This is a genomic window from Halorubrum sp. ASP1 (assembly GCF_005435135.1).
GTDB classification, from domain to species: Archaea; Halobacteriota; Halobacteria; order Halobacteriales; family Haloferacaceae; genus Halorubrum; species Halorubrum tropicale.
The window spans coordinates 257,014-277,359 of the sequence record NZ_SGUA01000003.1; the positions used below are offsets into that span (position 1 = coordinate 257,014).

The following is a 20,346-nucleotide window of genomic DNA, read 5'->3' on the forward strand; positions in this document are numbered from 1 at the left end:
CTATGACGAACCAGCCACGCAAACAACGAAAACGGTCGGAGACCGCGCCGCTCCACGAGCGGCAGAACCAGGTCCGGGCCACCCTCACCGAGGATCTCCGCGACGAGTACGGACAGCGGAACGTCCGCGTCAACGCCGGCGACACCGTCGAGGTGCTTCGCGGCGACGCGGCCGGCACGGAGGCGGAGGTCGTCTCCGTCGACCTGTCCGCCGAGCGGATCACGGTCGAGGACGTCACCGTCGAGAAGGCGGACGGGGAGGAGGTTCCCCGCCCCATCCCGGCGAGCAACGTCCGGGTGACCGAACTGGACCTCGAAGACGAGCGCCGCGAGGCGCGGCTCCAGGAGGACAACGAATGACGCGACACCAGAAGCGACTGTCAGTACCGAACTCCTGGCCGGTCGAGCGCAAGACGAACACGTTCACGGTGAAGGCGGGCGCGGGCCCGCACGGCGAGGCGGGCGTTCCCCTCGTCGTCCTGCTGCGGGACGTGCTCGGCTACGTCGACTCGACGAAGGAGGCGCGCTACGCGCTGAACAACGACTCGATCCTCGTCAACGGGGACGCCATCTCGGACGAGCAGCGTCCGATCGGGATGTTCGACATCCTGGCGTTCCCCGAGCGCGGGGAGTACTTCCGCGTCTTCCCCGACGAGGGCGGTCGGCTCGCGCTGACCCCCGTCGACGAGGAGGCCGCGGGCAGCCGGCTCGGGAAGATCACGAACAAGACCGTCGTCCCCGGCGGGGTCGTCCAGCTGACGCTCCACGACGGGACGAACGTCCGCGTGGACGACGACGCGGACTACGAGACGAACGACTCGATCGTCGTCGACAACGAGACGAAGGAGATCGTCGCCCACTTCGAGTACGAGGAGGGCGCGCTGGTCACCGCCGTCGCCGGCCAGCACGCCGGTCAGATCGGCGAGATCGACGACATCGACGTGACGCTCGGCTCCGGCGACAACACCGTCACCGTCGCCAGCGACGACGGCGGCTACGAGACGATCGAGGAGTACGTCGTCGTGATCGACGAGAACTTCACGGACGACGACGAGGCGGGTGATTCGGATGAGTGAAGCCGAGAGCGCCGACCACGAGATGCGCGAGCCGTACCTCGAGAAGGTCGTCGTCCACATGGGCGTCGGGCAGGGCGGAGAGCCCCTCGCCGACGCCGAGCAGATCATCGAGGAGATCACGGGCCAGCAGTCGGTCCGGACCACCTCGAAGCGCACCATCGCCGAGTTCGGGATCCGCAAGGGCGACCCGATCGGCGTGAAGGTGACGCTGCGGGGCGAGGACGCGCACGCGTTCCTCGAGACCGCGCTGGACCTGGTCGACGTCGGCCGGAGCCAGTTCGACGACACGGGTAACCTCAGCTTCGGGGTCGAGGACCACACCGACTTCCCGAGCCAGGAGTACGATCCCAACACCGGGATCTACGGCCTCGACGTGACGACAACGATCGTCCGTCCCGGCTACCGCGTCTCGAAACGCGACAAGGCGACGGGGACCATCCCCGCCCGCCACCGGATGACAGCCGAGGACGCGGCCGCGTTCCTCGAAACGAACTTCGACGTCGAGGTAAGCGAATGAGCGAAGCGAACAACGACACGGGCGAGCACGCCGCGAAGCGCACCGACTCCCGGCACACGTGCCGGCGGTGCGACCGCGAGCAGGGACTCGTCGGCAAGTACGACATCAACCTCTGCCGCCAGTGCTTCCGCGAGGTCGCCCGAGACATGGGATTCGAGAAGTACAGCTGATCATGACGGGAAACGATCCATTCACCAACGCGCTCGCCGGCATGGACAACGCCGAGAGCGTTGGCCACCTGTCGTACACGGTAGAGCCCGCTTCGAACATCATCGGCTCCGTCCTCGAGGTCCTCTACGACCGCGGGTACGTCGACGGCTTCGAGTACGTCGACGACGGGAAGGCCGGGAAGTTCGAGGTCGAACTGAAAGGCGCGATCAACGAGTGTGGCGCCGTCAAGCCCCGCTACTCGGCGGGCGCTGACGAGTTCGAGAAGTGGGAGAAGCGATACCTCCCCGCCCGTGACTACGGGACGCTCATCGTCACGACGAGCCACGGCGTCATGAGCCACTACGAGGCCCGCGAAGCGGGCATCGGCGGCCAAGTGATCGCATACGTCTACTAACAATGAACAGAGTCGAAATCGAGATTCCGGACGACGTCTCCGCCGAGACCGACCACCTCGAACTCACCGTCGAGGGGCCCAACGGAAGCGTCACGCGACGCCTCTGGTACCCCGACGTCGACGTGTCTGTCGAGGACGGCGCGGTGGTCATCGCGACCGAGAACGAGGACGCCAAGACCAACGCCACGGTCGGCACCTTCGAGAGCCACGTCGCCAACATGATCCACGGCGTCACCGAGGGCTGGGAGTACGCGATGGAAGTGTACTACGCCCACTTCCCGATGCAGGTGAACGTGGAGGGCGACGAGGTCGTCATCGAGAACTTCCTCGGAGAGAGCGCCGCGCGGCGCACCCCGATCCGCGGAGACACGGACGTACAGGTCGACGGCGAGACGGTCACGCTGACGGGATCCGACAAGGAGGCCGTCGGGCAGACCGCCGCCGACATCGAACAGCTGACGAAGGTGACCGACAAGGACACGCGCGTCTTCCAGGACGGCGTGTACATCGTCGAGAAGCCCACCGGAGGTGCCTAACCAATGGCAGACGAACTGGAAGACATCAGCGGCGTCGGTCCCTCGAAGGCGGACGCGCTTCGCGAGGCCGGCTACGAGACGGTCGAGGACGTGAAGGCCGCCTCCCAGTCGGAGCTCTCCGAGGTCGACGGCGTCGGCAACGCGCTCGCCGCGCGTATCAAGGCCGACGTCGGCGGACTGGAGGTCGACGAGGAGGCGGACGCGGAGATCGAAGACGAGACCGACGAGGAGGAGGCGGCCGACGAGGCCGAGGAGTCCGAGGCGGTCGAGACGGAGCTTCGCCCCCGCGGCCACGCCGACAAGACGCCGGAACTGGACGACGAGACCGCTCGCGCGCTCGCGCAGAAGCACCGCGAGGGGAAACCGCAGTTCAACCGGCAGGACTACCACAAGAAAAAGCGGATCCCGACGTCGTGGCGCAAGCCGCGCGGCGGGCTCTCCAAGCAGCGCCGCCGCATGAAGTCGAAGGGGCCGGTCGTCGAGGCCGGCTTCCGCTCGCCCAAGGCGTCGCGCGACCTGCACCCGAGCGGCTTCGAGGAGGTCCGCGTTCACAACACGGACGACCTCGAGGGCGTCGACGGCGACACGGAGGCGGTGCGGATCGCCTCGAAGGTCGGCGGTCGCAAGCGCGAACTGATCGAGGACGAGGCGGAGGAGCGCGGCATCCGCGTGCTGAACCCGACCTACGTCGAAGTGGAGGTCAACGATGAGTGATCTGAAGGCGCAGAAACGGCTCGCAGCGGACGAGCTCGACGTCGGCAAGGGCCGCGTCTGGCTCGACCCCGACGCACAGGAGGAGATCGCGGACGCGATCACCCGCGAGGACGTCCGCGAGCTCATCGACCAGGGAACGATCCGCGCGAAAGACGCGAAGACGAATTCGCGCGGTCGCGCCCGCGAGCGCGCCGACAAGCGCTCGTACGGACACCAGTCCGGCGCCGGCTCCCGCAAGGGGCGCTCCGGCGCGCGGCAGAACACGAAAGACGACTGGAAGGCGCGCATCCGCGCACAGCGGGCCCGCCTGAAGGAGCTTCGCGACGAGGAAGACGTGCTCGACGCCTCCGAGTACCGCACGCTCTACAACAAGGCGAGCGGGGGAGACTTCGAGGACGTCGCCCGTCTCGAGGCGTTCATCGAGACGCAGTACGGTTACGAGGTGACGGACTAATGGCGACAGGACCACGATACAAGGTGCCGATGCGGCGCCGCCGCGAGGTCCGGACGGATTACCATCAGAGGTTGCGCCTGCTGAAATCGGGCAAGCCTCGCCTGGTCGCCCGGGTGAGCAACGCTCACGTCAGGGCGCAGCTGGTGACCCCCGGACCCGACGGCGACGAGACCCACGCGGCCGCCTCCAGCGAGGAGCTCGGCGAGTACGGCTGGGACGCCCCCACGGGCAACCTCCCCAGCGCGTACCTCACCGGCTTCCTCGCGGGCGCCCGCGCCGTCGACGCCGGCCTCGACGAGGCCGTCCTCGACATCGGGCTCAACACGGCGACGCCCGGCAACAAGACGTTCGCGGTACAGGAAGGAGCGATCGACGCGGGCCTCGAGATCCCGCACAACGACGACGTGCTGGCCGACTGGTCGCGCACGCGCGGCGAACACATCGCCGACTACGCAGAGCAGCTCGACGAGCCGCTGTACAGCGGCGAGTTCGACGCCAGCGAGCTACCCGAGCACTTCGACGACGTGCTCGCGACAATCCAGGAGGACCATGAGTAGACACAACGACGGCTGGGAACCGCGGACGCGACTCGGCCGCAAGGTACAGGACGGCGACATCACGTCGATGGAACAGGCGCTCGACTCCGGCCTCCCGCTGAAGGAGGCGGAGATTGTCGACCAGCTCCTCCCGGGGCTCGAAGACGAGGTGCTGGACATCAACATGGTCCAGCGCATGACCGACTCCGGTCGCCGCGTGAAGTTCCGCTGCGTCGTCGCCGTGGGCAACCGCGACGGCTACCTCGGCTACGCGCAGGCCCGCGACGACCAGGTCGGCGGCGCGATCCAGAAGGCGATCGACGTCGCGAAGCTGAACATCATCTCGGTCGACCGCGGCTCCGGGTCTTGGGAGGACCAGCCCGGCGGCACCAACTCCCTGACCCGCACGGCGAAGGGGAAGGCCGGCTCCGTCACCGTCGAGATCAAGCCCGCCCCGCAGGGGCTGGGCCTCGCGGCCGCGGAGACGGTCCGCAACATCTTAGAGCTCGCCGGCGTCGAGGACGCCTGGACGAACTCCGACGGCAACACTCGCACGACGGTGAACCTCGCGAAGGCGACGTTCAACGCCTTGGAGAACGCGGCGCAGTCCCGCACTCCGCAGCACGCGCGCGAGGTCCACTACGACGAGGTGAGCGAGTGATGCAGGCGATCGTTCAGCTCCGCGGCGACGTCAACCTGGACTACGACGTCGAGGACACGCTCGACATGCTGAACGTCGGGCGCGTCAACCACGCGACGTTCGTCCCCGAGACGGACTCGTACCGCGGCATGATCACGAAGGTCAACGACGTCGTCGCGTTCGGGGAACCGAGCGCCGAGGCCGTCGCGCGGACCGTCGCGCGGCGCGGCGAGCCCCTCGAGGGCTCGGCCGACGTCGACGACGAGTGGATCGGATCGAACACCGACTACGCCGACCTCGAGGCGCTGGCCGAAGCGCTCGTCGACGAGGAGACGACCCTGCGCGAGCAGGGCCTCTCGCCGACGCTCCGGCTCCACGCGCCCCGCGGCGGTCACGAGGGCATCAAACACCCCGTGATCGAGGGCGGCGAGCTCGGGAAACACACCACCGAGGAGATCGACAGTCTCCTGGAGGCGATGCGATGACGAGCAAGAAACGACGACAGCGCGGCTCTCGCACGCACGGCGGCGGCACGCACAAGAACCGGCGCGGCGCCGGGCACCGCGGCGGCCGCGGCGCGGCCGGTCGCGCGAAACACGAGTACCACAACTACGGCCCGCTCGGCAAGCACGGGTTCAAGCGGCCCGAGGACGCCCAGACGGAGGTCCTCGAAGTGAAGGTCCAGAAGCTCGACGAGGACGCGGCGCTGTACGCCGCGGACGGCCTCGCCGAGGAGGACGGCGACGCGTACGTCTTCGACGCGCGCGACGTCGTCGAGGACGGCCACGAGGCGGACGTCGTGAAGGTGCTCGGCGGCGGGCAGGTCCGGCGCGAGCTCCGCGTCACGGCCGACGCGTTCACGGCCGGTGCGGTCGAGCTCATCGAGGAGGCCGGCGGCGAGGCGACGCTCTCGGAGCGCGCCGAAGAGCCCGCTGACGAACCGGAAAACACTTCCGACGACGAGAACGACGAGGCGTAACATGAGCTGGAAGGAGGCCGCCGAACCGGTGCTCTCGCGGATGCCCGTCGTGGAGCGGCCCGCGGGGCACGTCCCGTTCAAGCGGAAGCTCACGTGGACGGCCGGAATCCTGATCGTCTACTTCTTCCTGACCAACATCAACCCGTTCGGGTTGGCGGTCGGGCAGGGGTCGGACTTCTTCGGGCAGTTCCGGTCGGTGCTGGCCGGATCGTCCGGGTCGCTGTTGCAGGTCGGTATCGGACCGATCGTCACGGCGTCCATCGTCCTCCAGCTGCTGGGCGGTGCGAACCTCCTCGGGCTCGACACGGAGAACGACCCGCGTGACCAGGTCCTCTATCAGGGCCTCCAGAAGCTGCTCGTGATCATCGTCTCGGCGCTGACGGCGGCGCCGATGGTGTTCACCGGGAGCTTCCTCCCGGCCGACGACGCGGTCGCGAGCGCGCTCGGCATCGGCACGTTCGGCGTGCAGCTGCTGATCTTCGCGCAGATCTTCGTCGGCGGCATCCTCATCCTGTTCATGGACGAGATCGTGAGCAAGTGGGGCGTCGGCTCCGGCGTCGGGCTGTTCATCATCGCGTCGGTGAGCCAGCAGATCGTCGGCGGCTTCTTCAGCTTCTCGGCGCTCGGCGCGTCCGGCTTCTTCGCGAGCTGGTACGGCGTCATCTTCGGCAACGTGCCGGTGTCGATGTCGCCGTTCACCGCCGAGGGGCTCCAGAACCTCCTCTTCGACCCCGGGAACATTCTGGCACTCTTCACCACGGTGTTCATCTTCGGGATCGTCGTGTACGCGGAGTCCGTCCGCGTCGAGATCCCGCTGTCGCACGCCCGCGTGAAGGGCGCTCGCGGACGCTTCCCGGTGAAGCTCATCTACGCGTCCGTCCTGCCGATGATCCTCGTTCGCGCGCTGCAGGCGAACATCCAGTTCCTCGGCCAGATCCTCTCCTCGCAGTGGGCGGGGATGCCGGCGTTCCTCGGCGAGTACAGCGACGCCGGACAGCCCATCTCCGGGCTGTTCTACTACCTGAACCCCATCCAGAGCCGCGGACAGTGGATGTGGTTCCTCGGCGAGATCCCGGCCTCCGTGGAGCCGTGGATGATCGCGGTCCGGCTCGCCGTCGACCTGACGTTCATGATCGTCGGCGGCGCCATCTTCGCGATCTTCTGGGTCGAGACCACCGGCATGGGGCCGGAGGCGACCGCGAAGCAGATCCAGAACTCCGGGATGCAGATCCCCGGGTTCCGTCGGAACCCGCAGGTCGTCGAGAAGGTCATGGAGCGGTACATCCCGCAGGTGACGGTCATCGGCGGCGCCCTCGTCGGGCTGCTCGCCGTGATGGCGAACCTGCTCGGCACCATCGGTCAGGTCTCCGGAACCGGGCTGCTGCTGGCGGTCTCTATCACGTACAAGCTGTACGAGGAGATCGCGGAAGAGCAGCTGATGGAGATGCACCCGATGATGCGCCAGATGTTCGGCAACGAGTAGCGCTCCGCGACACATCCTTTTCGCGTCGAGTACCGCCCCTCCCAGCCGCCGGTTCGTCCGTTCGACCCGGGATCTCCGCGTTTATTGTCCCCGCCGACCAATCGTGCCGCATGGCAGACACGATCCTCGTGCCGCTCGAACTCCCGGACCCCGAGCCGCTGTCGCCGCTGCTGATCGAGGACCTCTCGTCGCTTGACGTCGTGGTGCTCGGGCACTACGCCCTCCCGGAGCAGACGCCGGCCAGCTCCGCCCGCGAGCAGTTCGGCGAGGCGGCGCGGGCGACGCTCGACGAGGTCGCCGACGCCTTCGCCAACGCGGGGGCGTCAGTCCGGACGCGGCTGGTGTTCGGGAAGGACCGGGCCGCCGCGATCCAGCAGGTCGCGACCGACGAGGGGTGCGCCGCCGAACTCGACCCCGCGCCGACCGACGGCGTGCGGCGCATCCTCGTGCCGCTCCCGGACGTGGCGGAGTTCGAACGGCTCCCGCGGTTCATCCGCGTGTTGAGCGAGGACTCGACCCAGCGGATCACGCTGTTCCACGTCGTCGAGGGCGAGCAGCCCCGCGAGCGCGGCGAGGAGATCGTCTCCGAGACGCGCGACCGCCTGATCGAAGACGGGTTCGACGCCGCGGCGCTCGACACGCTGGTCGTCGAGGGGGACGAGCACGACGAGGAGATCCTCCGCGTGGCGGCCGACTACGACGCGGTCGTGATGTACGAACCCGAGTCCACCCTCGGCGATCACGTCTTCGGGACGCTCGCCGACCGCATCGCGAACGAGACCGACGACCCGGTGATCGTCGTCGACCGCGACTACTGACGCCCGCCGACGCCGTCGCGTCAGTCGCTCTGATACGCGGCCGACGGGGAACCGGGTCGCGCTACGCCACCGACACGGAAGTCGGACGTCGCCGCCCGAGAGGAGCTACGACTCGCCGCGCCGCTCGGATTCCTCGTCGTCGTTCTCTTCGACCGTTTCGCCGACGGTCTTCTCGACGGTCTCCTCCACCGTCTCTTCGACCGTTTCCTCGACGGTCTCCTCTACCGTCTCTTCGACCTTTTCGCCGACCGTTTCCTCGACGGTCTTCTCCACCGTCTCGCCGACTTTCTCCTCGACGGTCTCGCCGACTTTCTCCTCGACGGTCTCGCCGACTTTCTCCTCGACGGTCTCGCCGACTTTCTCCTCGACGGTCTCGCCGACTTTCTCCTCGACGGCCTCGCCGACCTTCTCCTCGACGGTCTTCTCAACCGTCTCGCCGACGGTCTCCTCGACTTTGCCCGTGACCTCCTCGCTGACGGTGTCGCTCACGTCGTCGGCGACCTCGCTGACCTCCTTGTTGACGGTCTCGCCGACGGTCTTCTCGACGGTTTCCCCGACGCTCTTCTCGACCTCCTTGCTCACCGTCTCCTCGACCTTCTCGCCGACGGTCTCCTCGACGGTCTTCTCGACTTCCTTGCTCACCGTTTCGCCGACGGTCTTCTCGACCTCCTTGTTGACCGTTTCGCCGACGGTCTTCTCGACGGTCTCACCGACGGTCTTCTCGACCTCCTTGTCGACGGTCTCGCCGACGCTCTCCTCGACCTTCTTGCCGACTTGGTCCGCCACCTCGCGGGTCATCCAGTCCGGGTCGAACCGCGCCATCTTCCAGACCACGTGGATCACGTAGGAGGCGAACACCCCGATCCCGAACGCGATCGCGACGTTGTTCATCTGCGTCGTCGCGATCAACACGATCGACACGACGATCAGGGCGCCGTACGCGATGTCGGTTATCGCGTCCACTCGCGCCGGACTTACCATCCTCGCCCCTCCGTTCCGTCGTCGATTGCGGCGGGCCGTCCCCGTGCGGCGTCTCCGTTCATACGTTTACCTTCCGCGCCGACGGCGTAAAAGCCACTCATTGTCTCCGTCCCCGAGCGCCGTTCGGCGCTTCGGCGGCCCGCCGGTCCCGGAGCGGGGTCCTTTTAGCCCGGGCTGGCCGAATCGACGGTATGGACATCGAAGAGGGCGGACTCACCGTCTCCGTCCCGGAGGCGCGCGACGGCGCCAGCGAGGGCACCGGCGGCGGCGTCTTCTTCAACCCGACCCAGGAGCTGAACCGCGACGTGACGGTCGCGACGCTGCGCGCCTACCGCGACCGCGAGCCGCGCGCGGCCTCGTACCTCGACGCGATGGCCGCCTCGGGGATCCGAGGCGTCCGCGCGGCCGCCGAGGGGTACCGGGTTACCTGCGCCGACGTCGACGAGGAGGCGGTCGAACTCGCCGCCGCGAACCTCGACGCCAACGACCTCGACGGCGAGGCGGTCCACCGCGACGTCAACGCCCTGCTGTACGACGAGGGCCCGTTCGACGTCGTCGACCTCGACCCGTACGGCACGCCGATCCCCTTCGCGGACGCGGCGTTCGCGAACGGGCGCAACCTGGTCTGCGTCACCGCCACCGACACCGCGCCGCTGTGCGGGGCCCACCTCCAGAGCGGGATCCGCAAGTACGGCGCGGTCCCGCGGAACACCGACTACCACCCGGAGATGGGGCTCCGGACGCTGATCTCGGCGCTCGTCCGGACCGCTGCGCGCTACGACAAGGCGGCGACGCCGATCCTCTCGCACGTCTCCCGGCACTACGCGCGGACCTACCTCGAACTGGAGTCGGGCGCCCGCGCGGCGGACGACTGCCTCGATGGCGTCGGGTACGTCGACCACTGCGAGGACTGCCTCTGGCGCGCGGCGACGCCGGGGCACGTCGCCGACCCGGTCGACGCCTGTCCGGAGTGCGGGGGCGACCGCGTCCTCACGGCCGGCCCCATCTGGCTCGGGCCGGTCGCCGACCCCGACTTCGCGCGCGCCGTCCGCCGCGAGGTGACCGACGACATGGGCGAGGCGAAACGCGCGCGTAAGCTCCTGGGCACCGTCGCGCGCGAGCTCGACACCCCCACGCACTACGACCAGCACCGGCTGTACAAGCAGTGGGGCGAGCCCGCCATCGGGATGGACGAGTTCGTCGAGCGCCTGCGCGGGGCCGGCCACGAGGCGAGCCGCGCGCACTACCGCGGGACGGCGGTCAAGAGCACGGCCTCGATCCCCGAAATGCGCGAGGCGGTCCTCGGCGAGGACGCGGACTGACGACGCCGGCCTCGGCGGGGACCCCGTCGCGCGGCCGGCACCCGCTGGTTTTTGTCGCCCTCGGTCGAACTGCCGGGCGTGTCCCGACACTCGCGCAGCGCGTTCGGCACGGTCCGGCGCGTCGCCGACCTCGCGATCGACCGCCAGGTGACGTTCCTCGCCGCGGCCATCGCCTACTACGCGTTCGTCTCGCTCGTCCCCGCGCTCCTGCTGCTCGTCGTCGTCGCCACCGCGGTCTTCGGCGAGACCATCGCCGCGCAGCTGGTCGCGGCGACCGGTGACTTCCTCACGCCGGCCGGGGAGGAGGCGGTCGTCCTCGCGGTCTCCTCGGCCGGCGGCCGGACCGGCGCGAGCCTGCTCGGCGTCGGCGTGCTGCTCTGGTCGACGCTGAAGGTGTTCCGCGGGCTCGACACGGCGTTCGTCTCGCTGTACGGCGGCGACCAGACGCCCGGGTTCCTCAAACAGGTCGCCGACGCCGCCTCGGTCGTCGTCGGCGTCGGCCTCGGCCTCGGCGCGATGGTCGCCGTCGGCGCGTTCGTCGCGGCCGCGAACGCGCTCCCGCTGGTCGAGGTCGCGAGCGTCCTCGCGTTGCCCGTCCTCCTCGCGGTCGTGTTCCTCCCGATGTACTACCTCCTCCCGCAGCCGGCGGTCGGCGTCCGCGAGGCGCTGCCGGGCGCGGCGTTCGCGGCCGTCGGCTGGACGCTGCTTCAGGCCGGGTTCCAGGTGTATGCCGCGGGCGCCGCGCAGTATCAGGCGTACGGCGTCATCGGCGGGATCCTCCTCCTCGTCACCTGGCTGTACCTCGCGGCGGTCGTCGTCGTCCTCGGCGGCGTGGTCAACGTCGTGCTCGCAGACCGCGGCGACGGCGGCGACGGCCGCCCGTACGAGCGCGAGGTCGGGCCCGCCGGCCTCCCGAACGACGCCGCGGACCGGCAGTTACAACAGGACCGCGACCGACCCACGGGTATGAACGGCGAGTCGGACCCCGACGGGGACGACGGCGAACGGCCGCGCGGCGCGCCGGACGTCGCCGCCCTCGAAGCGGAGGTCCGCGAGCTGCGGTCGCAGCTCGACGAGTTCGAGGACGACGTGGAACGCCGCACGGTCGACAAACCGGAGGTCGAGTCGGAGCTGAAGCGGTACGTCCGCTCGCGGATGCGGCGCGGTCACGCCCGCGGCTGGGGGCCGTACCTCGTGCTGCTGTACGGGACGGTGCTGACGCTCGCGGCGCTGACATCGCTACAGGGGATCTACGCGGTCGGCGCCATCGTCGTCCTCGGGCTGTCGACGCTCGGGCTGTACACGATATTCGTCGTCGTCGGCATCGGCCTCAACCTGATCGAGACGCCCGGCAAGGCGCTCGACTACGCCCGCCGCCGCGGGGATGACTGACGCGGCGACCGCCGCGCCGGCGACGCCTCCCGGAGTGACCGACCCGTGACGGGGATCGTCGCCCCCGACCGCGGGCTCGGCGAGATCGCGGTCGTCGACGCCCTCCCCGAGTTCGTCGTCGTCCTCTTCGCGGCCGTCACCCACCTGGCGGACCCGTGGTTCCTCTTCGCGCTGCTCGCGGTCGGCTACTGGTTCGCGAGCGAGGGGGTCGCGGGGTCGCCGCGCCGCGCCGGCGCGACCGCCATCGCGGCCGTCACCTGCGCGTACGCCGCGACGGCGCTCGGCAAGGCGTGGTTCGCTGTCCCCCGGCCGCCCGGCGCGATGCCGCCCGCCGACGTGCCGACGTGGCTCCCCGCGCTGCTGACCGGGTGGTACGAGGCGCAGGTGCTCTCCGACGGGTTCGGATTCCCGAGCGGCCACGCCACCGGCGGCGCGGCCGCGTACCTCGCGCTGGCGCTGCTGTACGACCGGCTCTGGACGGACCGCGCCCGCTACGTCGCCGCCGGGGCGGTCGCGGTCGCCGTCGCGGCCTCGCGGGTGGTCATCGAGGTACACTTCCTCGTCGACGTGCTCGCCGGGCTCGCCGTCGGCGCGGGGACGGTCGCCGTCGCGCTGTGGCTGGCCGGCGACCCGCGGGTCCGCCGCTCGGCGAGCGCGGAGACGGCCGCCGGCCCCACCGCTGACCTGAACCCCGCGCCGGCGTTCCTCCTCGCGGCGGTCGTCTCGGCCGGCGCGCTGGCCGTCGCCGTCGCCGGCGGGTACACCGGCAAGGTCGTCGAGGCGGGGGTCGGGATCGCCACCGGCGCCGGCGGCGCGGTCGGCTGGCGGCTCGTCGAGGGCGACGAGCCCGCGGTCCCGGTCCGGGTCGCGGTCCCGGCGCTGGCGGTCACGGGCGGGCTCTGGGTCGGCGCCGACGCGCTCGCGGGGACCCTCCCCGTGACGCTGGTCGCGACCACCGCCGCCGTGGTCGCCGTCGTCGCGCTACCGGCGCTGCCCCGATACGCGCGCCGGACGGCCTGAGCGGTCTCGACGTTCATCTACGCGCCGTAGCGGCCCAGCCGGACGTACCGAGGTCTGTCTGGGAGCGTGACGGCGAACCGTAAAAAAATCGAAGGCGAGTCGAACGAGTGCCGTGCGCCGAGCGGCCGCGCCGTCGCCTCAGAAGGTCTCCAGGTAGCGGTCCTCCTCCCACTGCGACACCTGGGTGAGGTACTCGCTGAACTCCTGGGACTTCGCCTCGGCGAACTTCTCGGAGGTGTGGGGGCCGAGCGCCTCTTGGAGCACCTCGTCGGCCTCCAGCTCCTCGACGGCGGCGCCGAGGTTCGGCGGCAGCGTCTCGATGCCGTACTCCTGGCGCTTCTCGTCGTCGAACTCGTAGATGTCCTCGCGGACCGGGTCGCCGGGGTCGGCGCCGGTCTTGATCCCGTCGAGGCCGGCGGCGATGAGCGACGCCATCCCGAGGTAGGGGTTACAGGACGGGTCGGGGCTGCGGACCTCGAAGCGCGCGGAGACGCCCGCGGCGTCGGGGACGCGGACGAGCGCCGAGCGGTTCGTGTCGGACCAGGCGACGTAGATCGGCGCCTCGTAGCCGGGCACCAGCCGCTTGTAGGAGTTCACGGTCGGGTTCGTCACGGCCGTGAACGCGGGCGCGTGGTTCAGGATGCCGCCCATGAACTGGTACGCGGTCTCGCTCAGGTTGAACTCGTCGTCGTCGTCGGCGAACGCGTTGCCGTCCTCGTCGAACAGCGAGATGTGGCTGTGCATGCCCGAGCCGTTGATGTCGGCGATGGGCTTGGGCATGAACGTCGCGTGGAGGTCGTGCTGCTCGGCGACGGCGCGGACGACGGCGCGGAACGTCGCGATGTTGTCCGCGGTCGAGAGCGCGTCGTCGTACTTGAAGTTGATCTCGTGTTGGCCCTCGGCGACCTCGTGGTGCGAGGCCTCGATCTCGAAGCCCATCTCCTCTAGCGTGAAGATGATCTCCTTGCGCACGTCGGACGCGAGGTCCTTCGGGGCGAGGTCGAAGTAACCGCCGTTGTCGTGCGGGATCGTGGTCGCGTTGCCGTCCTCGTCCTTCTCGAACAGGAAGAACTCCGGCTCCGGACCGATCGAGACGGAGTAGCCCATCTCCTCGGCCTCGGCGAGGACGCTTTTCAGCACCTGCCGCGGACCGCCGGCGAACGGCTCCCCGTCGGTGCCGACGATGTCACAGATGAGCCGCGCGGCGCCGCTGTCGCCGTCGCCGTCGCTGCGCCACGGGAGCACCGCGAACGTGTCGGGGTCGGGGACGAGCCGCATGTCCGACTCCTGGATACGCACGAACCCCTCGATGGAGGAGCCGTCGAAGTAGATGCCTTCGGTGAACGCCTTCTCCGCCTGGTGGGCGGGCACGGAGACGTTCTTCACGACGCCGAGGATGTCGGTGAACTGTAGCCGCAGAAAGTCGACGTTCTTCTCTTCGATCTCGTCGAGTACAGCCTGTTCCTCGGCCGTGAGGCCGCCGTCCGGTTTCGCTTGTTCGTCCGTCATGTTCTGGACGTTTGATTCGTTATCTGCCAGTATAAAGGCCTTATCGCTTGGCGCATGAACCGCCGGACAGGCAAAACTGCTGGACGTTCGTAAAATTCTAAACCCCCGGAAGCGTGGTTGGGTGTGATGACGTACGAAAACCTCGACGCGAAGCTCATCAACTCGCTGCTCAGCAACGGCCGCGCGAGCCTCCGGAGCCTGGGCGACGAGCTCGACGTGTCCGTGACGACCGTCTCGAACCACCTCCGCGACCTCGAAGAGGAAGGCGTGATCCGCGGGTACACGCCCGTCGTCGACTACGACAAGCTCGGCTACGACGTGACCGCGGTGCTCCAGCTCAAAGTCGAGGGGAGCGCGCTGCCGGACGTCACCGAGAAGCTGCGCCAGGAGAAGCAGATGGTGAGCGTCTACGAGGTCACCGGCGACTACGACGTGATCGCCATCGGGAAGTTCACCGACACGGACGGCATGAACGACCAGATCAAGTCGATCCTCACGGACGCGGACATCCGCGAGTCGAACACGAGCGTCGTCCTCAACGCGGTCACGGAAAACGAGCAGTTCGACCTGGACGTCGAGGAGTAATTCGCCCCGTCTCCGGACCGATTCCCGCCTACCGGTCCGCCGCCGCCTCCAGGACCTCCACCGCCGGGAGCGGCTCGCCCGTCAGCGCGCGGATGTACGCGCCGCCCGCGATGGAGACGTGCGAGAAGTCGTCCTCGCTCAGGCCGTACATCTCGATGGCCCGCGAGGTGTCGCCGCCGCCGACGACCGAGAAGCAGTCAGTCTCGGCGATGGCCTCGAGGACGCCGACGGTGCCGTCGGCGAACCGCTCGTCCTCGAAGACGCCGAGCGCGCCCTTCACGAAGACGGCGTCGGACTCGCGGATCGCCGGCTCGTAGTCGGCGACCGTCGCGGCGCCCACGTCGAGGAACGCCTCCCGCTTCTCCTCGATGTCGTCGACGGCGACCTCGGCGCGGTCGCCGTCGGCCCCCTCGTACGCGAGGTCGCTCGCCAGCCGAACCGCGTCGCCGCGCTCGTCGAGGACCGACTCGATCAGCTCGCGGTTCCCCTCCCACTGCTCGTCGAACAGGTCCATCTCTCCCACGTCGCGCCCGACGGGGTGCCCCGCGGCGCGTAAGAAGAGCTCGCCGGCGACGCCGCCGAGGAGGAAGCGGTCGACGCGGTCGTCCAAGGCGTCCATCACGCCGATCACGTCCGTCGCCTTCGTCCCCCCGACGACCATCGTGACCGGGCCGTCGAACTCACGGGTCGCGATGGCGGTGTTAGCCTCGTACTCGGTCTCCATCACGCGGCCCGCGTACGCGGGGAGGGCGAGCGGGAAGCCGACCAGCGAGGCGTGTTTCCGATGCGCCGCCGAGTAGGCGTCGTTGACGTACGCGTCGAAGCGCGGAGCAAGGGTCTCAACGAACTCCGTCTCGGCCTTCTCCTCGGGCGACGCCTCCGGGAGCTCGTCGTCGCACATCCGGGTGTTCTCCAGTAAGAGGACCTCGCCCGGGCCGAGCGCGTCGATGGCGTCCAGCGCCGCCTCGCCGTACGTGTCGGCCACGAACGCCACGTCGCGGCCGACGTGGTCGGCGAGGATGTCGGCGTGACCGGCGAGCGACGTGAAGTCGTCGCGGCCGGGCCGCCCCTGGTGGGCCATGAGGACGACGCGGTGGCCGGCGTCGGCCAGCTCGCGGACGGTCTCGGCGTGGCGCTCGAACCGGCGGTTGTCCTGCGGCTCGCCGTCCTCGATGGGGGAGTTGAGGTCCAGTCGGACGAGGACGCGACTGTCTGCCGGGAGGTCGTCGATGGTGTCGAAGGTGGGCATGGATGAACGGTCGTCGATGGGTCACTTAAGCGGTGGCGCTCCGGGGCGCGGTGCCGTCGGGAAGCGGTTCGGGGCCGGGCGGGAGGCCGCGCTTACGCCTCGTCGTGGACGTACGCGGCCATGTCGAGCATCCGGTTCGAGAAGCCGTACTCGTTGTCGTACCAGGTGAGGATCTTCAGCAGCTTGCCGCCGGCGACGACGTTCGTCGACTGGAGGTCGACGTAGCTGGAGAAGGGGAGGCCGACGATGTCGGAGGAGACGACCTCCTCGTCGGTGTAGCCGAGGACGCCCGCGAGCGGGCCGGAGTCCGCGGCGTCGCGGAAGGCGGCGTTGACCTCCTCTTCGGTGACCGTCTCGTCGAGGCTGACGACGAACTCGGTGATCGAGCCGGTCGGGACCGGGACGCGCATCGCCATCCCGTCGATCTTCCCCTCCAACTGCGGGAGGACCTTCTGGGCGGCGCCCGCGGCGCCCGTCGACGTTGGGACGATGTTCTCCGCGGCGGCGCGCCCGCGGCGCCGCTTGCTCATCGGGCCGTCGATGAGGCTCTGGGAGCCGGTGTAGGCGTGGACGGTGGTGAGGGTGCCGGCGTCGATGCCGAACTCCGCGTCGAGCACCTTCGCGACCGGCGTGATGGAGTTCGTGGTACAGGAGGCGTTCGAGATCACGTCGTCGCCGTCGTACTCGTCGTGGTTGACGCCGTAGACGAGCTGTTTGACCGGCTTCTCGCCCTTCGGGGGCGCCGAGATGATCACGGTGTCCGCGCCGCCGTCGAGGTGCGCGCTCGCGTCGTCGCGGGTACGGAAGACCCCCGTACACTCTAAGGCGACATCGACGTCGAGCTCGTCCCAGGGGAGGTCCGCGGGGTCCTGGACGTTGAACAGCGGGACCGACGTGCCGCCGACGGTCAGCTCGTCGCCGTCGCGCTCGACGCCGTCGAGCCGGCCCATGACGGTGTCGTACTTCGCGAGGTACCCCATGTCGTCGAAGTCCATCACGTCGTTGATCCCGACGAGCTCGATCCGCGGGTGTTCCACCACCGCGCGGAACACGTTGCGCCCGATGCGACCGAAGCCGTTGAGCCCCACCCGCACGACCTCGTCGTCGCTCACGTCGTCACCGGCAGACAGATACGATTTACTCATGTTCGAAAAAGCCGAGACGCAACTACTTAAATCCGGCCCAGTCGCGCCGAGACCGTCATAATCGTTAGAATTTGTTACGCCCGGTATCGCCTATCGCCGGCGCGGTCGACCGAGCGCCGTCGCCCGACGTCGGCCGTCGACCCCCGGCGCGAGGCGGATAGGGGCCGATACGGCGACCGACAGAAGGCTTATCGGGGTCACCGACTTCACGGAAGGTATGGACAGAGACGACCGCGACGATCCGTTCGGAGACTTCTTCGAGGAGATCGAGCGGATGATGAACGAGATGGCCAACGCGGACGCCCCGTCGGCTGACGACGCCGGGTTCGGCTCCGACACCCACGTCGACGCGTACACCACCGAGGAGTCGGTGCGTCTCGTCGCCGACCTCCCAGCCGTCTCGAAGGACGACCTCTCGCTGCGCTGCGACGGCGAGGCGCTCACCATCTCCGCGGTCTCCGACCGGCGCGAGTACGACGAGACGGTCGAGCTCCCCGCCCCCGTCGACGAGCACTCCGCGGACGCGACGTTCAACAACGGCGTCCTCGAGGTCTCGTTCGACCGCGACGACGACAGCGCGTCGATCGACCTGGCCTGAGTCGGTCGGGCCCCCGATCGCCCGGCGCCCCCGCTCTTCACCCGTCCTCGGCGGTCCGTCGGATCAGCGCCGCGAACCGGTCGTAGAAGCCGTCCTCGTACTTCGTCGCGGCGTCGACGGTCGGCCGCGCGTTCGTCTCGTTGACCACGAGCCGGTCGCCCGTCGCGAGCAGGTCGACGCCGAGGTAGTCGATCCCGAGCGCCGCGGCCGCGCGCTCGGCGAGGTCGCGCGCCTCGGGGTCGAGGTCGACGCCGCGGGCGGTCGCGCCGCGGTGGACGTTGTGCTTCCACCGGCCGGCCGCGAGCGCGTCGTCGTCGAGGACGCGCTCGACCGCCCCGGCGTACGCGCCGTCGACGACCATCGCGCGGTAGTCGCGCGCGTCGGGGAGGTACTCTTGGATCAGGAACGACTTGTCGCCGGTGGCGCGGTAGTCGTGGATCAGGTTCAGGTAGTCGACGACGCCGAGCAGGGAGTCGAGGTCGGTCGCGGTCGCGACGCCGACGCCCCGGGTCGCGGAGTTCGGCTTCACGACGACGGGATAGGAGAACTCCGCGGCGGCGTCGACGACGGCCGACTCGTCGACGGGGTTCGACACGAGCGTCGTCTTCGGCGTGGGCAGCCCCGCGGCCGACAGCGCGGCCAGCACGCCCGCCTTGTTCCGCGAGGTCACCACCGCGTCCCGGCCGTTCACCCACGGGACGCCGAGGCGCTCGTCGACGACCGCGCCCTCCATCAGGCGGGTGGGGTAGACGAGTCCCACGTCGAACCCCTCGAACTCGTCGGGGTCGGCCGGGACTCCCTCGCCGGCCTCGCCCTCCGAGACCCGCAGCGTCCGCTCTTTCGCCTGAACGTGGCCCACGTCGATGCCGCGGTCCGCGAGCGGCCCGCGCACGCGCTCGAACGTCTCCGCGTCGGTGGTCATCGCGAGCCGGAGCATACGCTCGCTGGGGTCCGTTCGGACTTAAGCGCGGTGCGAGCGCGACGACGGCGACAACATTTCGCGGTGGCGCGTGCCTCCGAGCGCCCCTCGGGCGCGAGGAGCACGCGCGAGGGAGTCGCGACCGGAGGAAGCGACGAGGCTGGGGAGGCGTGAGGTGCGGTGCTGTGCGGGGCGGGACTCGAAGGGGCAGCCGGGAGGCGGCCGTAGGCGACGTAAGCACCACAGGGAGCGAACGAAGTGAGCGACCGAGGAGCGCAGCGAGCGTACGGCCGCCTCCCGGCTGGGGCTTCGGCGTTGTTCGCCGCCGATCCGCGGCCAGTTATTTATTTATAAATGGTCCGACACCCGAAGGATTCAATCGCCAACTCACCCTCGACGACTCACTGTAAGTGGCCTTCCTCGCGGAGCTGTTCCGCCTCGCTCTTCTCGTAGCGCCACGAGATGTCGGCCTTCTCGTCCTGCCAGTCCCACGGCTCGACGAGGACGATGTCGTCTTCGCGGATCCACACGCGCTTCTGCATGCGACCGGGGATGCGGGCGGTTCGCTGTTTCCCGTCCGCGCAGCGCACCTTGACCCGGTTCGCGCCGAGCATCTCGACGACCTCCGCGAACACCTCGTCGTCGTCGGGCATCCGGAGGTCGTTCCGACCGCCGCCGTCTCCGTTGCTCATGCGTACGCGGTGATACGCGCTCGTCGAAATAAAAGGGCCGCTCTCCGCCGGAGCGCGCATCCGCCCCTTTTAAGCACGACTGACGACCACCCGACGATATGCGTGACACGCTCGGACTCGAAGGCATCGCCGGCCTCGTCGTCGTCGTCGCCGCCGTCGGGATCATCGCCGTCCGCGACCCGGTCATCGCCGGCGCCGTGATGGTGCTGCTCGCCGGCCTCGCGCTGATCGCGAAGGGGCTCGTCGACACCGCCATGCGGTCGTTCGGACTGAAGTGACGCCGCCGCGGTCGCCCCGAGCGCGGAATCCCGGCGTCTCGAAAGAGTCATAATCACCGACCGTTCCCCTCCGGTATGGTCGAAGTACCCGCCGTCGCGGTCGAACTCGTCGAACTCCTCGCCGTCACCGTCGGCGCCGGCGCGGCCGCCGCGGTCGGCGTCGTGCTCGAACGGTTCGGGCTCTCCGCTGTCTCTGGCGGCGACCTCGTGCTCGGCGCGTGGGCCGTCGGCATGGGACTGATCGCGCTGTACGTCGGACTCGTCGGCCTCGGCTACGAGCAGGCGCTCCCGCGGCTGCGCCGGCTCGCGAGCGGCGAGTAGGACCTACTTCTCCCCTCG

General features: G+C 69.3%; 27 protein-coding genes. 21 read left to right on the top strand and 6 right to left on the bottom strand.

Going from position 1 to position 20,346, the window contains the following annotated elements; all coding sequences use genetic code 11:
• The first annotated feature begins 2 nt into the window (after window positions 1-2).
• From rplX to EXE48_RS06310, 14 genes are all read left to right on the top strand, one after another.
• Window positions 3-359, top strand: coding sequence for a 50S ribosomal protein L24 (rplX, locus tag EXE48_RS06245; RefSeq protein WP_053770522.1), 357 nt, complete (start codon window positions 3-5; stop codon window positions 357-359).
• On the top strand, window positions 356-1,075 hold the full coding sequence (locus EXE48_RS06250) for a 30S ribosomal protein S4e (RefSeq protein ID WP_121600039.1): 720 nt from the start codon (window positions 356-358) through the stop codon (window positions 1,073-1,075). Before rplX ends, EXE48_RS06250 begins: the two co-directional genes overlap by 4 nt.
• Window positions 1,068-1,592: a 50S ribosomal protein L5 gene (locus tag EXE48_RS06255; protein ID WP_121600040.1), complete on the top strand. Its 525-nt coding sequence runs from the start codon at window positions 1,068-1,070 to the stop codon at window positions 1,590-1,592. Before EXE48_RS06250 ends, EXE48_RS06255 begins: the two co-directional genes overlap by 8 nt.
• A complete protein-coding gene (locus tag EXE48_RS06260) occupies window positions 1,589-1,762 on the top strand; it encodes a 30S ribosomal protein S14 (protein WP_004597423.1) in 174 nt (57 codons plus the stop codon). The genes EXE48_RS06255 and EXE48_RS06260 overlap by 4 nt, the downstream gene beginning before the upstream one ends.
• A gap of 2 nt (window positions 1,763-1,764) precedes the next feature.
• Window positions 1,765-2,157: a 30S ribosomal protein S8 gene (locus EXE48_RS06265; protein WP_004597419.1), complete on the top strand. Its 393-nt coding sequence runs from the start codon at window positions 1,765-1,767 to the stop codon at window positions 2,155-2,157.
• Window positions 2,158-2,159: 2 nt separating this feature from the next.
• Window positions 2,160-2,693, top strand: coding sequence for a 50S ribosomal protein L6 (locus tag EXE48_RS06270; RefSeq protein WP_053770525.1), 534 nt, complete (start codon window positions 2,160-2,162; stop codon window positions 2,691-2,693).
• Window positions 2,694-2,696: 3 nt separating this feature from the next.
• The gene (locus EXE48_RS06275) at window positions 2,697-3,407 is read left to right on the top strand and encodes a 50S ribosomal protein L32e (RefSeq protein ID WP_137711000.1); all 711 of its coding nucleotides are present in this window, start codon (window positions 2,697-2,699) and stop codon (window positions 3,405-3,407) included.
• The gene (locus tag EXE48_RS06280; protein WP_053770527.1) at window positions 3,400-3,861 is read left to right on the top strand and encodes a 50S ribosomal protein L19e; all 462 of its coding nucleotides are present in this window, start codon (window positions 3,400-3,402) and stop codon (window positions 3,859-3,861) included. Before EXE48_RS06275 ends, EXE48_RS06280 begins: the two co-directional genes overlap by 8 nt.
• Window positions 3,861-4,418, top strand: a complete 558-nt coding sequence (locus tag EXE48_RS06285) for a 50S ribosomal protein L18 (RefSeq protein WP_121563056.1) — start codon at window positions 3,861-3,863, stop codon at window positions 4,416-4,418. The genes EXE48_RS06280 and EXE48_RS06285 overlap by 1 nt, the downstream gene beginning before the upstream one ends.
• Window positions 4,411-5,058, top strand: a complete 648-nt coding sequence (locus EXE48_RS06290) for a 30S ribosomal protein S5 (RefSeq protein WP_121563055.1) — start codon at window positions 4,411-4,413, stop codon at window positions 5,056-5,058. Before EXE48_RS06285 ends, EXE48_RS06290 begins: the two co-directional genes overlap by 8 nt.
• On the top strand, window positions 5,058-5,522 hold the full coding sequence (locus tag EXE48_RS06295; protein WP_053770529.1) for a 50S ribosomal protein L30: 465 nt from the start codon (window positions 5,058-5,060) through the stop codon (window positions 5,520-5,522). The genes EXE48_RS06290 and EXE48_RS06295 overlap by 1 nt, the downstream gene beginning before the upstream one ends.
• Window positions 5,519-6,016 (top strand): uL15m family ribosomal protein, encoded by a 498-nt coding sequence (locus EXE48_RS06300; RefSeq protein ID WP_121600043.1) that lies wholly within the window; start codon window positions 5,519-5,521, stop codon window positions 6,014-6,016. Before EXE48_RS06295 ends, EXE48_RS06300 begins: the two co-directional genes overlap by 4 nt.
• A 1-nt stretch (window position 6,017) precedes the next feature.
• Window positions 6,018-7,499, top strand: a complete 1,482-nt coding sequence (gene secY / locus EXE48_RS06305; protein WP_053770531.1) for a preprotein translocase subunit SecY — start codon at window positions 6,018-6,020, stop codon at window positions 7,497-7,499.
• Between the two features lie 110 nt (window positions 7,500-7,609).
• Window positions 7,610-8,317: a universal stress protein gene (locus EXE48_RS06310; RefSeq protein WP_053770532.1), complete on the top strand. Its 708-nt coding sequence runs from the start codon at window positions 7,610-7,612 to the stop codon at window positions 8,315-8,317.
• Between the two features lie 105 nt (window positions 8,318-8,422).
• On the opposite strand, the gene EXE48_RS06315 is transcribed toward EXE48_RS06310, so the two are convergent.
• Complete coding sequence (locus EXE48_RS06315; RefSeq protein ID WP_137711001.1) at window positions 8,423-9,298, bottom strand: DUF445 family protein; 876 nt, start codon at window positions 9,296-9,298, stop codon at window positions 8,423-8,425.
• 191 nt (window positions 9,299-9,489) lie between these two features.
• Here EXE48_RS06315 and EXE48_RS06320 point away from each other — a divergent pair, with 191 nt between their 5' ends.
• The 3 genes from EXE48_RS06320 to EXE48_RS06330 all read left to right on the top strand — a co-directional run bounded on the left by EXE48_RS06320 (window position 9,490) and on the right by EXE48_RS06330 (window position 13,032).
• Window positions 9,490-10,620, top strand: coding sequence for a tRNA (guanine(26)-N(2))-dimethyltransferase (locus EXE48_RS06320; RefSeq protein WP_137711002.1), 1,131 nt, complete (start codon window positions 9,490-9,492; stop codon window positions 10,618-10,620).
• A 78-nt stretch (window positions 10,621-10,698) separates the two neighbouring features.
• Entirely contained in the window at window positions 10,699-12,012 is a 1,314-nt protein-coding gene (locus tag EXE48_RS06325) for a YihY/virulence factor BrkB family protein (RefSeq protein ID WP_137711003.1), read from the top strand.
• A gap of 45 nt (window positions 12,013-12,057) precedes the next feature.
• The gene (locus EXE48_RS06330; protein WP_137711004.1) at window positions 12,058-13,032 is read left to right on the top strand and encodes a phosphatase PAP2 family protein; all 975 of its coding nucleotides are present in this window, start codon (window positions 12,058-12,060) and stop codon (window positions 13,030-13,032) included.
• A gap of 138 nt (window positions 13,033-13,170) precedes the next feature.
• On the opposite strand, the gene glnA is transcribed toward EXE48_RS06330, so the two are convergent.
• Entirely contained in the window at window positions 13,171-14,541 is a 1,371-nt protein-coding gene (gene glnA / locus EXE48_RS06335) for a type I glutamate--ammonia ligase (RefSeq protein WP_137711005.1), read from the bottom strand.
• A gap of 126 nt (window positions 14,542-14,667) precedes the next feature.
• On the opposite strand from glnA, the gene lrp reads away from it, so the two are divergent.
• Entirely contained in the window at window positions 14,668-15,126 is a 459-nt protein-coding gene (lrp, locus tag EXE48_RS06340) for an HTH-type transcriptional regulator Lrp (RefSeq protein ID WP_004597351.1), read from the top strand.
• Window positions 15,127-15,154: 28 nt separating this feature from the next.
• Here lrp and EXE48_RS06345 read toward each other — a convergent pair whose 3' ends face one another.
• Window positions 15,155-16,375: a phosphoglycerate kinase gene (locus EXE48_RS06345; protein WP_137711006.1), complete on the bottom strand. Its 1,221-nt coding sequence runs from the start codon at window positions 16,373-16,375 to the stop codon at window positions 15,155-15,157.
• 92 nt (window positions 16,376-16,467) lie between these two features.
• Entirely contained in the window at window positions 16,468-17,520 is a 1,053-nt protein-coding gene (gene gap, locus EXE48_RS06350) for a type I glyceraldehyde-3-phosphate dehydrogenase (protein ID WP_137711007.1), read from the bottom strand.
• Between the two features lie 217 nt (window positions 17,521-17,737).
• Between gap and EXE48_RS06355 the strand changes: the two genes are divergently transcribed.
• Complete coding sequence (locus EXE48_RS06355; protein WP_053770540.1) at window positions 17,738-18,118, top strand: Hsp20/alpha crystallin family protein; 381 nt, start codon at window positions 17,738-17,740, stop codon at window positions 18,116-18,118.
• A 37-nt stretch (window positions 18,119-18,155) separates the two neighbouring features.
• Here the strand turns inward: EXE48_RS06355 and EXE48_RS06360 are convergent, their stop codons facing one another.
• Both EXE48_RS06360 and eif1A read right to left on the bottom strand, forming a co-directional pair.
• A complete protein-coding gene (locus tag EXE48_RS06360) occupies window positions 18,156-19,055 on the bottom strand; it encodes an ATP-grasp domain-containing protein (protein WP_137707294.1) in 900 nt (299 codons plus the stop codon).
• 383 nt (window positions 19,056-19,438) lie between these two features.
• A complete protein-coding gene (gene eif1A, locus EXE48_RS06365; protein ID WP_004597376.1) occupies window positions 19,439-19,729 on the bottom strand; it encodes a translation initiation factor eIF-1A in 291 nt (96 codons plus the stop codon).
• Between the two features lie 98 nt (window positions 19,730-19,827).
• On the opposite strand from eif1A, the gene EXE48_RS06370 reads away from it, so the two are divergent.
• Both EXE48_RS06370 and EXE48_RS06375 read left to right on the top strand, forming a co-directional pair.
• Window positions 19,828-20,007 (top strand): DUF7470 family protein, encoded by a 180-nt coding sequence (locus EXE48_RS06370; protein WP_053770542.1) that lies wholly within the window; start codon window positions 19,828-19,830, stop codon window positions 20,005-20,007.
• Window positions 20,008-20,082: 75 nt separating this feature from the next.
• Complete coding sequence (locus tag EXE48_RS06375) at window positions 20,083-20,328, top strand: DUF8151 family protein (protein ID WP_053770543.1); 246 nt, start codon at window positions 20,083-20,085, stop codon at window positions 20,326-20,328.
• The last annotated feature ends 18 nt before the right edge of the window (window positions 20,329-20,346 follow it).

Bases quoted from the DNA above. Each gene is read 5' to 3' on its own strand.
- rplX (WP_053770522.1), top strand. From the start codon at position 3: ATGACGAACCAGCCACGCAAACAACGAAAACGGTCGGAGACCGCGCCG.
- EXE48_RS06250 (WP_121600039.1), top strand. From the start codon at position 356: ATGACGCGACACCAGAAGCGACTGTCAGTACCGAACTCCTGGCCGGTC.
- EXE48_RS06255 (WP_121600040.1), top strand. From the start codon at position 1,068: ATGAGTGAAGCCGAGAGCGCCGACCACGAGATGCGCGAGCCGTACCTC.
- EXE48_RS06260 (WP_004597423.1), top strand. From the start codon at position 1,589: ATGAGCGAAGCGAACAACGACACGGGCGAGCACGCCGCGAAGCGCACC.
- EXE48_RS06265 (WP_004597419.1), top strand. From the start codon at position 1,765: ATGACGGGAAACGATCCATTCACCAACGCGCTCGCCGGCATGGACAAC.
- EXE48_RS06270 (WP_053770525.1), top strand. From the start codon at position 2,160: ATGAACAGAGTCGAAATCGAGATTCCGGACGACGTCTCCGCCGAGACC.
- EXE48_RS06275 (WP_137711000.1), top strand. From the start codon at position 2,697: ATGGCAGACGAACTGGAAGACATCAGCGGCGTCGGTCCCTCGAAGGCG.
- EXE48_RS06280 (WP_053770527.1), top strand. From the start codon at position 3,400: ATGAGTGATCTGAAGGCGCAGAAACGGCTCGCAGCGGACGAGCTCGAC.
- EXE48_RS06285 (WP_121563056.1), top strand. From the start codon at position 3,861: ATGGCGACAGGACCACGATACAAGGTGCCGATGCGGCGCCGCCGCGAG.
- EXE48_RS06290 (WP_121563055.1), top strand. From the start codon at position 4,411: ATGAGTAGACACAACGACGGCTGGGAACCGCGGACGCGACTCGGCCGC.
- EXE48_RS06295 (WP_053770529.1), top strand. From the start codon at position 5,058: ATGCAGGCGATCGTTCAGCTCCGCGGCGACGTCAACCTGGACTACGAC.
- EXE48_RS06300 (WP_121600043.1), top strand. From the start codon at position 5,519: ATGACGAGCAAGAAACGACGACAGCGCGGCTCTCGCACGCACGGCGGC.
- secY (WP_053770531.1), top strand. From the start codon at position 6,018: ATGAGCTGGAAGGAGGCCGCCGAACCGGTGCTCTCGCGGATGCCCGTC.
- EXE48_RS06310 (WP_053770532.1), top strand. From the start codon at position 7,610: ATGGCAGACACGATCCTCGTGCCGCTCGAACTCCCGGACCCCGAGCCG.
- EXE48_RS06315 (WP_137711001.1), bottom strand. From the start codon at position 9,298: ATGGTAAGTCCGGCGCGAGTGGACGCGATAACCGACATCGCGTACGGC.
- EXE48_RS06320 (WP_137711002.1), top strand. From the start codon at position 9,490: ATGGACATCGAAGAGGGCGGACTCACCGTCTCCGTCCCGGAGGCGCGC.
- glnA (WP_137711005.1), bottom strand. From the start codon at position 14,541: ATGACGGACGAACAAGCGAAACCGGACGGCGGCCTCACGGCCGAGGAA.
- lrp (WP_004597351.1), top strand. From the start codon at position 14,668: ATGACGTACGAAAACCTCGACGCGAAGCTCATCAACTCGCTGCTCAGC.
- EXE48_RS06345 (WP_137711006.1), bottom strand. From the start codon at position 16,375: ATGCCCACCTTCGACACCATCGACGACCTCCCGGCAGACAGTCGCGTC.
- gap (WP_137711007.1), bottom strand. From the start codon at position 17,520: ATGAGTAAATCGTATCTGTCTGCCGGTGACGACGTGAGCGACGACGAG.
- EXE48_RS06355 (WP_053770540.1), top strand. From the start codon at position 17,738: ATGGACAGAGACGACCGCGACGATCCGTTCGGAGACTTCTTCGAGGAG.
- EXE48_RS06360 (WP_137707294.1), bottom strand. From the start codon at position 19,055: ATGCTCCGGCTCGCGATGACCACCGACGCGGAGACGTTCGAGCGCGTG.
- eif1A (WP_004597376.1), bottom strand. From the start codon at position 19,729: ATGAGCAACGGAGACGGCGGCGGTCGGAACGACCTCCGGATGCCCGAC.
- EXE48_RS06370 (WP_053770542.1), top strand. From the start codon at position 19,828: ATGCGTGACACGCTCGGACTCGAAGGCATCGCCGGCCTCGTCGTCGTC.
- EXE48_RS06375 (WP_053770543.1), top strand. From the start codon at position 20,083: ATGGTCGAAGTACCCGCCGTCGCGGTCGAACTCGTCGAACTCCTCGCC.